General features: G+C 49.6%; 8 protein-coding genes. 3 read left to right on the top strand and 5 right to left on the bottom strand.

Features of this window, described 5'->3' with window-relative positions:
• Positions 1–423: 423 nt before the first annotated feature.
• The 4 genes from Q0236_RS05840 to Q0236_RS05825 are packed head-to-tail and all read right to left on the bottom strand — an operon-like array spanning position 424 to position 4,084.
• The gene (locus Q0236_RS05840) at positions 424–1,104 is read right to left on the bottom strand and encodes a response regulator (protein WP_297915987.1); all 681 of its coding nucleotides are present in this window, start codon (positions 1,102–1,104) and stop codon (positions 424–426) included.
• Position 1,105: 1 nt separating this feature from the next.
• The gene (locus Q0236_RS05835) at positions 1,106–2,755 is read right to left on the bottom strand and encodes a sensor histidine kinase (protein ID WP_297915985.1); all 1,650 of its coding nucleotides are present in this window, start codon (positions 2,753–2,755) and stop codon (positions 1,106–1,108) included.
• Between the two features lie 39 nt (positions 2,756–2,794).
• A complete protein-coding gene (gene dsbI, locus Q0236_RS05830; RefSeq protein ID WP_297915983.1) occupies positions 2,795–3,418 on the bottom strand; it encodes a protein-disulfide oxidoreductase DsbI in 624 nt (207 codons plus the stop codon).
• A gap of 9 nt (positions 3,419–3,427) precedes the next feature.
• Positions 3,428–4,084: a thiol:disulfide interchange protein DsbA/DsbL gene (locus Q0236_RS05825; RefSeq protein WP_297915981.1), complete on the bottom strand. Its 657-nt coding sequence runs from the start codon at positions 4,082–4,084 to the stop codon at positions 3,428–3,430.
• A gap of 232 nt (positions 4,085–4,316) precedes the next feature.
• Here Q0236_RS05825 and Q0236_RS05820 point away from each other — a divergent pair, with 232 nt between their 5' ends.
• From Q0236_RS05820 to Q0236_RS05810, 3 genes are all read left to right on the top strand, one after another.
• Positions 4,317–6,143: an aryl-sulfate sulfotransferase gene (locus Q0236_RS05820; RefSeq protein ID WP_297915980.1), complete on the top strand. Its 1,827-nt coding sequence runs from the start codon at positions 4,317–4,319 to the stop codon at positions 6,141–6,143.
• 113 nt (positions 6,144–6,256) lie between these two features.
• Positions 6,257–8,104 (top strand): aryl-sulfate sulfotransferase, encoded by a 1,848-nt coding sequence (locus Q0236_RS05815; RefSeq protein ID WP_297915977.1) that lies wholly within the window; start codon positions 6,257–6,259, stop codon positions 8,102–8,104.
• A 467-nt stretch (positions 8,105–8,571) separates the two neighbouring features.
• The gene (locus tag Q0236_RS05810) at positions 8,572–8,763 is read left to right on the top strand and encodes a hypothetical protein (RefSeq protein ID WP_297915975.1); all 192 of its coding nucleotides are present in this window, start codon (positions 8,572–8,574) and stop codon (positions 8,761–8,763) included.
• 75 nt (positions 8,764–8,838) lie between these two features.
• On the opposite strand, the gene Q0236_RS05805 is transcribed toward Q0236_RS05810, so the two are convergent.
• Positions 8,839–9,214, bottom strand: a 376-nt coding sequence (locus Q0236_RS05805) for a UbiA family prenyltransferase (protein WP_297915973.1), incomplete at its 5' end; no start/stop codon positions are given.

Below are 9,214 nucleotides of genomic sequence, written 5' to 3'. Positions count from 1 at the left end.
CGCGGGGCTTCCAGTAAATTTTATCGCTAAGCCGCGCGGCACGATAGCGACTAAATTTTATGTTTTCAAGGAGCGGGTTTCGGCGGGTAAAATTTGAACCAAAATTTAAAAATTTGACTTTAAATTTGAACATAAAAAATTAAGGTGAAGTATTTTTACGTCAGACGAGGCAGCGGCGAACGAGGCGAGGGAGCGGGTTCGGTCGTCCGTGACCGATTTGACATTTTCAAGATGCAGGTCTAGGTAGGTAAAATTTGAAGCAGAAATTTGCAAATTTGAGTGCAAAAAAAGCAAGGCGAAGTATTTTTGTCATAGACGAGGCGGATGAGCAAGGGCAAAGGAGCGTATAATATAATACGCGACTGCAGCCCGCAGCGAGATCCAACGAAGTATAGGGCAAAAAGCCAAGCCGCAAAGTTAAATTTACTCGCCGCTTAGCAGGATATACCCACTCTCGCTAATGTTTTTAAATTTAACCCCCAGCTCCCGCTTTAGCCTTAGCACGACGTTTTGTATCGCGCATTTGCTCGTTTGCTCGCCCTCGTAGACGAACTCCTCGATCATCTCGTAGCTCACGAGCTTGTTTAGATTGTACGCAAAGAGCCAAAAGAGCTTGTTTTGCAAAAAGGATAGATAAATTTCTTCGCCGTTTTTGTAGATCTTTTCTTTGGCGAGATTTATGCTCGTTTGCGGGCCCAGGCGCACGAGCTTTTCGTCCTTTTCGTAGGTCAGAGCCACTAGTAGGCGGTGCAGCGCCGTGATATCGACCGGCTTTTTTAGAAAAGACGCCGCGCCGTGCTCGATGCTTTTGATGAGATTGTCGTCGGTGTCGTAGGAGGTAAAGACGATAAATTTTTGCACGGGCTTGATGCGTATCATCTCCTTCATCATCTCAAAGCCGTTCATCGCGGGCATGTGGATGTCGGTGATGACGATGGCGGGGGCTAGCTTTTTAAAGCGCTCCAGCCCCTCTAGCCCGTCTGCCGCGCCCCAGACGCTTAGGCAGTAGGGCTTTAGCCCGCTTATTAGCAGCTCCCTTGCGATCTCGTCGTCCTCGACGATGAGGACGGTTAGGTCTTTAAGCAGCTTTAAGTGCTCTTGCATCTTATTCCTTTAAATTTATCTCAAAGCCGAGCTCAAACGTAGTCGGATCGCCAGCACTCAGTAGCCTGATATCGCCTGCGAGCTTTTCGTTTGCGAGCTTTTTGCCAAAATACAGCCCGATGCCGCTTCCTTGTTTTTTGGTGGTTTTTGGCTGGGTTAAAATTTTATCTCGAGCCGCCTTGCTCACGCCGCTGCCGTAGTCTGTGACGGATATTTTGCACGTGCCGTTTTCAAATTTGACGTCCAAAAAAACCTGCCGCTTGGCGATCTCGTCTTTGTATCGCTCCACGACCGCGTCTTTGGCGTTGTGAATGAGGATGAGTAAAATTTGCTGCACGATGCCCATTCGCTGAGTCACCTGCTCATCTTTAAACTCGCGCAGGCTTACCGTGATGTTTGCTTTGCTAAGCTCAGTGTGCATGAGCTTTAGTAGGTCTTTGATGCAGCGCTGCACGCTAAATTTTTGCGGGCTATCGCTCGTTTTATAAAAATTTCTAAAAATTTCGATCGTATCGCTCAAAAGTACGGTCGCAGCCTGGCCTTTTTGCAACATACTCTCTAGCGTCGCGGCGTCTAGCTTGCCGTCTTTTTGCAGCATGAGCAGGCTTGAGATCATCAAATTTAGCGAATTAACCGGCTGGATAAACTGATGATTTATGCCGCTGATTAGCTCGCCCGCCTCGCTCATACGGGCTTTGTGCTTGAGCAGGGCTTCGTAGTCGTCTTGCAGGTTTTTGATTTTTGAATACATAAAGTTATGGAGGAAATTCGCCACCAGCGCCAGCGCTGCGAACGCAAAAAGCAGGATGAGGGCATTTTTTAGCGCGGAGTTAAGCAGCGCGGCAAGCTCCTTTTCGTTATCGGTGCCGGCTCCTATGAACCAGTTTAGCGTGGGGATCTCGGCGACGGAGATGAAATTTGAGCCGATATTTAGGCTCGTGATATCTTCGTCACGCAGGAAAAGCTCTTTAAATTTATCCTCGATCTGCTTTTTTAGCGCCGCATCCTTCATCGGCGTTAAAATTTCGCCGCCGTGGGTTACGATAAAGGCGTAGGAGTCGGGCGCGAGCTTAAATTTTTCCATATTTTTTAGTGTGTTTTGCAGTTTCACAACGCCGCAAAACACCCCCGCAAACGAGCCGCCATCCATGACGGGCACGCATAAATTTAGCGTCGGCTCGCCTAAGGTTTTATGGCGCTGCATAAAATTTACCGTGGGCGCTAGCGTGTTTTTGGTCTCCTCAAACCACACAAGTCCCGTGCGCAGGCTCTTTGGCATCGCCTCGTCGCCCTCTAGCTCCTTGCCGTCCACGAAGATCTCTCCGTCCTCGCGCAAAAACTGCAAGGCGTCGAATTCTGCGGAGTTTTCTTTAAAAAGCCGTATGAAGCCGCCGAGCTTTTCGTCGTCTCGTATCGCGCCTGCGTTTTGCATAAATTTAGCCGCGCGCACCAGGGAGTGCAGCCGCTCATCCAGCCAAAACGAGAAATTCCCGACCATATTTTCGCTCGCGGCGATCTTGTTTTTATCCGCGAGAGCGATGATCTGCGCCTTGGCGTCCTCGTAGTTTTTCACGCCCAAAAGCACCACGAAAAGGCTCGCGAAAATGATGATGAAGTAAATTTTAAAATTATGTTCGCGTAAGGCTCTCATGCGGCGAGTATAGCAAAATCGGTCTAAATTTAGACCGATTTAAGCTTTTTTGAGAGTTAAAATTTTGCAAACGAACATCGCGGCGAGCACGACGAAGCAGACGCCAAAGCCGATCAGCGTGCAGTCGGCCATCGACATAAATTTGCTTGATGGGATCAGGTACCAGCCCTCCTCGTAAAGATCGACGAGATACTTCTGAAAGCCGCTTAGCGTAACGCCGTCGGGCACTAGCGGACTGTCGTAGCCGCAATCGCCCGTAGGCAAGAACCAATCTGGCGCCCATTTTTCAAGCGGCAGGCCGAACGGATAGTGCGGCTCGGTCGAGCAACCCTGCACGCCGAACGGATCGTCTCCGTGCACGGCGTCGTGGATTTTGATTAGTTTGGCGCTATACATTATGCCCTGGATCGCGCCCCAAAAGGCTAGCAGGTAGCCTGCGAGTGCGAGGAGTAAATTTTTGGGATTTATGATCGTGACCAGGCCTCCTAGCGCCATGCATAAAAAGGCAAAGCGGATATAGACGCACTGCTCGCAAGGCGGCATATAGACGTAGTTTTGAAACAGCGAGTGCGCGAGGATAACAAGCCCGACGCTCACTGCTACAAGGATCGCCCACGGCAGACGGCTATCTGCGAATTTCGCTATTTTTTCCGCAAATTTCATGCCCGTGCCCTATTTTTTGAGCAGCTCTTCGATTAGCTGCGCCATGCCGTCGATGGAGCTGATGGACTTCGTCATGATGAGGTATTTGCCGTTTACGACGAACGCCGGCACGCCTTGGATCTTGGCTACGTCGTAGCTCTCGTCCCATTTTTTAAGCAGTTCGGCGACTTTTGGGTCCTCCAGCTTTTTTTGATAGTCCGCCTCGCTGATGCCCGCCGCATCAAGCCCCGTCTTTAAAAACGCAGCCTCGTCTTTGCCGTCGCTCCAGCGCTGCTTTTGATCGTGATAGGCCTTGTAGTAGGCAAATTTCGCCTTTTTAAACAGCGAGTTTTCATCTAGCAGGCTCACGCCCTTCTCCTCGTCCATCGCGACCAAAACGGCAAAAATTTTACTCGCTGCCTCGCCGTATTCGCCCTTGGTTTTTAGATGAAACGGTACGTATTTTAGCCCCGCGACCTTTTCTACGACCTTTGGCGTTACGGTTTTGTCGTATTTGTAGCAAAACGGGCATGCGTAGCTAAAGACCTTAACCAGCGTGTTTTGCTCGACTGGTAGCGGTTTTTCGAGCTTTACGTAGTCCTCGCCCTCGGTAAACGCGGCTGCGCTAAGGGCGCCAAACATCGCAACGGCTAGAAAGCCTTTGCTAAATTTAGAAAGTAGATTCATGGAGTACTCCTTAAAATGATTTCGTTTGCTTTAATTTTATATCCTCTCGCCGCCGCAAAACTCACGCTAAGATAAATTTTAGATTAAATTTATGGAATTTCGGCTAAATTTTGGCGTAAAAGCTAAAATTTGAAATTATTTTTTATAATTAAGCTAGTTTTAATAAACGCGTGATTTTTACGTTAGCGAGGTTGATTAAAATTACGCTACTAAATCTTACGAGGAGCATCCAATGAAGAAAAGTAAATTTCTCTCAGTTGCGGTCGCGGCCGCCTTGTCTTTGTGCGTAGGCTCCACGGCAGTTCTGGCTGCCGACGGTTCAAGCGGCCCAAATACTTACCGCGGTGAAGGTAAGATCGGCGCCGTCGTCATGAACCCTTATAAAACCGCTCCGCTAACGGCGGTTATACGAAATGCTGGCTATACACTAACGGATATAAAAGTAACCGTAAAGGCCAAAAAAGGCGGCGTAGATATAAGCTACGACGTCTCGAACTCTAAAGCTCTTCAGCACGGCGGAATTCCTATTTGGGGACTATACCCAGACTACGTAAATAAAGTCGAAGTCAGCTACAAAAGAAACGGCGAAGCAGTGAACGAAACGTATGAAATTTACGCTCCCGCAGTCGTAGTTTACGGTTCGGGAACGAGACAGATAAGAGCGTTGCCACAAGCGGTCGTTACTAAAGATAACCCAAAATATCATCACAATATCTACTTGATGAACCATCTAAGCTCGACGTTGCCAAACGCGGGTCAGGCTGTTTGGAATAGTCCCGTAGGCGGCGCGCTGGAGTGGGACTATGAGAGCTATGTCTGGGCGGTGGACGGCAAAGGCGATATTAGATGGTACTTAAAGACCGATGAGATCAGAGATCCCAACCATCTTAAGAAAAAAGGCAATATGATGGGTTTTGATCAGACCAAAGACGGCGATCTCATCTGGGGTCAGAGCCAAGTGATGAACCGATATGATCTGATGGGGCGTAAAATTTTCCAGCGTGATTTGCCAGCTAGTTATGAGGACTTTTCTCATCATATGGAAGAGACAGCAAAAGGCAACTATATCTTGCGCGTAGCCTCAAGCGACTATAAAAGAAAAGACGGCAAAAACGTCCGTACCGTCCGCGACGTTATCATCGAGCTCGATCCTAACGGCAACGTCGTAGACGAGTGGAAGATAATGGATATACTAGATCCCTATAGGGACGTAAATTTACTCGCTCTTGATCAAGGCGCCGTTTGTTTAAATGTAGATGCTAAAAAAGCGGGCCATACCGCAGATAAAGAATCGCTTGAAGACGCAAACGCGCCTTTTGGCGACGTTATGGGCGTGGGAGCGGGGCGTAACTGGGCGCATATAAACTCGGCTAATTACGATCCGTCCGATGATAGCATCATCATCTCCGTTCGCCACCAAAGTGCGGTCGTAAAGATCGGGCGCGATAAAAAGGTCAAATGGATACTTGCTTCTCCCGAGGGCTGGAACGGCGAACTGGCTAAAAAGGTGCTAAAGCCGATCGATGCAAACGGCAAGGCTATCGACTGCGGCGAAAGCGGCTCGAAATGCCCTGGATATCTTAGCGATAAAGGCGGATTTGACTACACTTGGACGCAACATACGGCATTTAAGGTAGCCGAAAAGAGCAAAAACGGCAAAATTCACGTCAGCGTATTTGACAACGGCGATAGCCGCGGTATGGAGCAGCCCGCACTCGTGAATATGAAATACTCGCGCGCGGTCGAATACGAGATAGACGAAAAAAATATGACCGTAAAGCAGGTTTGGGAGTATGGCAAACAACGCGGCTTTGAGTGGTATAGCCCGATAACGTCGGTCGTGGAGTATCAGCCTAGCCGCGATACGATGTTTATCTACTCGGCTACGGCTGGACTTGGCGACGTAGTAGCGTTTGACGAGGGCAAGGCTAAGTTGACGCCGTTTTTGGACGAGATCAAATACGGCACGCAGGATGTGGAATTTGAGATGAAATTCATAGATAGCAACACGATCGGCTATCGCGCGCTGCCGCTGGATATCCAAAAATCGTTTAAATAAATTTGACTCGGAGCGGGCTTGCTCGCTCCGTTCTTAAACGGCGAAACGATAAATTTGATAAATTTTACTCGCTAAAATTAAAATTTACAAAATTTATTATCAAGGAGAACCCTATGAAACGAACTCTTTCTTCATTTGCGCTAGCTGCGGCGTTACTCGGCGGTCTAAGTACGGCTGCGCTCGCTATCGGCGGACCTAGCGGCGCGCACATCGACTACGCCGTCCCGGGCAAGATCGGCGAGGTGGTCGTAAACCCATACGACATCGCGCCTCTAACGGCGGTCATCAAAAACGGCGGATACACGCTATCAAACGCGAAAGTCACTATCGTGCCGAAGCCGGACGGTCAGGTTATCAGCTACAAAGTCGCCGACAAGCATCTGCGCACGCACGGCGGAATCCCTGTTTTCGGGCTATATCCGGACTATCAAAACACCGTCGAGGTCGAGTATGATAAAATTTATAAAGGTGGAACCGAGCACGTAAAAGAAACCTATAAAATTTACGCGCCTGCTATTTATCTAGAGAGCTCGGGCATGCCGTCTCAAAAGGGCGCGCTGTTTGATAAAATCGAGGTCGTAAAGGCTCCGAGCGCTAAATTTGCTAACCGCCTCTACTATGTAAATAACTTCGTAAATAAAACGGGCAAAGGCACCAAGGTCGTGTGGAACAACCCCGCAGGCGGCGCGATCGAGTGGAACTACAGCCCGAACAACTTCATCCTAGACACCAAAGGCGAAGTACGCTGGTATCTGGAGCCGAGTAAAATTTACGACCTCAAGCAGCCCTTTAGCGCGGGCGTCATGATGGGCTTTAAGCAAAACGACGACGGCGCGATGACGTGGGGATATGGCCAGCGATATGCCAAATACGACATAATGGGGCGCGAAATTTTTAACCGCGAGCTGCCTGCTGGCTACAACGACTTCTCGCACTCCATGGACGTAGCGCAAAACGGACACTACTTCCTCCGCGCGGCAAACGCCAACTATAAACGCGCCGACGGTAAAAACGTCCGCACCGTGCGCGACGTCATCGTCGAGGTTGATCGCGACGGCAACGTCGTGGATGATTTTAGGCTGTATGAAATCTTAGATCCGTATCGCGACATCGTGCTAAAAACTCTCGATCAGGGCGCGGTATGCCTAAATATCGACGCTAGCAAGGCGGGCCACACCGCGAGTTCGGACGAGCTAGCCGCGATGGATACGAACGAAAAATGGGGCGACATCGTGGGCTCGGGCCCCGGACGCAACTGGGCGCACGTAAATAGCGTGGATTATGATCCAAGCGACGATAGCATCATCATCTCCAGCCGCCACCAAGACGCCGTCATCAAGATCGGCCGCGACAAAAAAGTCAAATGGATAATGGGCGCGCACAAAGGCTGGAAGGATCAGTTTAAGGGCTTCCTGCTCCAGCCTGTAGATAAAGACGGCAAAAAGATCGTCTGCGAGGACGAATACTCAAAATGCCCGGGCTACGAGAGCGAAACGGGCGGATTTGACTGGCAGTGGACGCAGCATACGGCTTTCCGAATCGATAGCAAGTCTAAAAAAGGGCTCGTCTATCTAACCGTCTTTGACAACGGCGACACCCGCGGTATGGAGCAGCCTGCGATGGCGGGTATGAAATACTCCCGCGCGGTCGTTTATAAAATCGACGAAAAAGCTAAAACCGTCGAGCAAGTCTGGGAGTACGGCAAACAGCGCGGCAGCGAGTGGTACAGCTCTGTTACTTCGCTAGCGCAATATCAAGACGACCTAGATAGCGTGATGGTTTACTCTGCAGTTGCCGGCATGCAGTTTGACATCGCCAAAGGCCGCCCGGTCGGCGTGCCTAGCCCTCACATCAACGAGTTTGAATGGGGCGCAAAAGAGCCGTCAATCGAAATAAAAATGACCAACGCGATGGGCTATCAGGCGTTTCCGTTTAGCCTAGAAAAGGCGTTTGAAAAATAAAATTTTAAAATTTAGCGGCCCCGGGCGACGCGCTTTGGGGTCGCTTTTGTTTTAGTTTATGGTCAAATTCTACACATCTACTCGATAGAATTTCATCCGAATTTGCTAAATTTTATCCCTCGGTACGGCAAAATTTAGCCGAAAACATAGCTCTTTATTCTAGATAAAATTTAATCATCGGATTTGCGATTTCGCACTCTGCTTTTGCTATAATTTCGCTCTGCTAAAATTAATAAGCGTTATTTTGGTATAGACGAGGTAGCGCACGGTTTGGATGAAATTTGCATCCCGCTTGGGGCAGGGGACGACGGGTATGAGGTTAATGCGCCCAAAGGATATCCGTGCGGCAAGGCGGCGCAGCAAAGGAGAAAGAGTGGAAAAATCTAGAAAAAAGGAACTCAAAAAGCTCGCGGCGTAGCGGCAGCGAGATGCATTTGAAAAGAGCCTGTCTATGAATAGGGCGGAGTTTGAGGGGCTATTTGAGTTCTTGGGCTAGAGCTTGGCGCATCGCGACTGCGACGGCACGCATAGGCTCATACTGGATTTTGCGAGCTCGCCGCGTGCCGAATGAGGCGGCGGTTTTGGACTTTTGCGAGCAAAACGGCGGATATTGCGACCGCGAAGTTTTAAACAACGTGCAAAATTGCTTCGAATTTTAAGGAGCTATGTGCAGAAAGACATGGTTTTGCCCCTGCATCGCATTTCGTAAATTTTTACCCGCGCGGCATTTAAATTTAGCCTAAAATTTCCCCGATGAAAAACAGCGCCGACATCGCAAACGTGCAGAGTGCTACTGCCTTTAACTGCCCGTCGAAGTCGCGGCACTCCCGCACTTTTAAGACGAAAAAGAGGTGCCACACAAGCGGCGCAAAGCTAGCTATGTAGAGTAGTTTTACGCCTGAATCTCCGCGCAAAAGCGAGTAGCAAAGCATCAGGCTCGCCCCGCCCGCGATCAGCGCATAGTGGTAGCACTTGGCCGCGCGCAGTCCGATACGCACGGGGATCGTGCGCTTGCCTTTGAGCGCATCGTTTTGTACGTCGCGCATATTATTTAAATTTAGCACGGCGGTGCTTAGCATCCCGCACGCGCACGCAGGCAGCAGCAGCGCC

It is taken from the genome of uncultured Campylobacter sp., assembly GCF_938031315.1.
Classification (GTDB): domain Bacteria; phylum Campylobacterota; class Campylobacteria; order Campylobacterales; family Campylobacteraceae; genus Campylobacter_B.
The sequence above is the reverse complement of the archived record's forward strand: the minus strand, read 5'-3'. Positions and strand labels throughout refer to the sequence as shown.

Coding starts and splice junctions, on each gene's coding strand:
- Q0236_RS05825 (WP_297915981.1), bottom strand. CDS start 4,084: ATGAATCTACTTTCTAAATTTAGCAAAGGCTTTCTAGCCGTTGCGATG.
- dsbI (WP_297915983.1), bottom strand. CDS start 3,418: ATGAAATTTGCGGAAAAAATAGCGAAATTCGCAGATAGCCGTCTGCCG.
- Q0236_RS05840 (WP_297915987.1), bottom strand. CDS start 1,104: ATGCAAGAGCACTTAAAGCTGCTTAAAGACCTAACCGTCCTCATCGTC.
- Q0236_RS05835 (WP_297915985.1), bottom strand. CDS start 2,755: ATGAGAGCCTTACGCGAACATAATTTTAAAATTTACTTCATCATCATT.
- Q0236_RS05820 (WP_297915980.1), top strand. CDS start 4,317: ATGAAGAAAAGTAAATTTCTCTCAGTTGCGGTCGCGGCCGCCTTGTCT.
- Q0236_RS05815 (WP_297915977.1), top strand. CDS start 6,257: ATGAAACGAACTCTTTCTTCATTTGCGCTAGCTGCGGCGTTACTCGGC.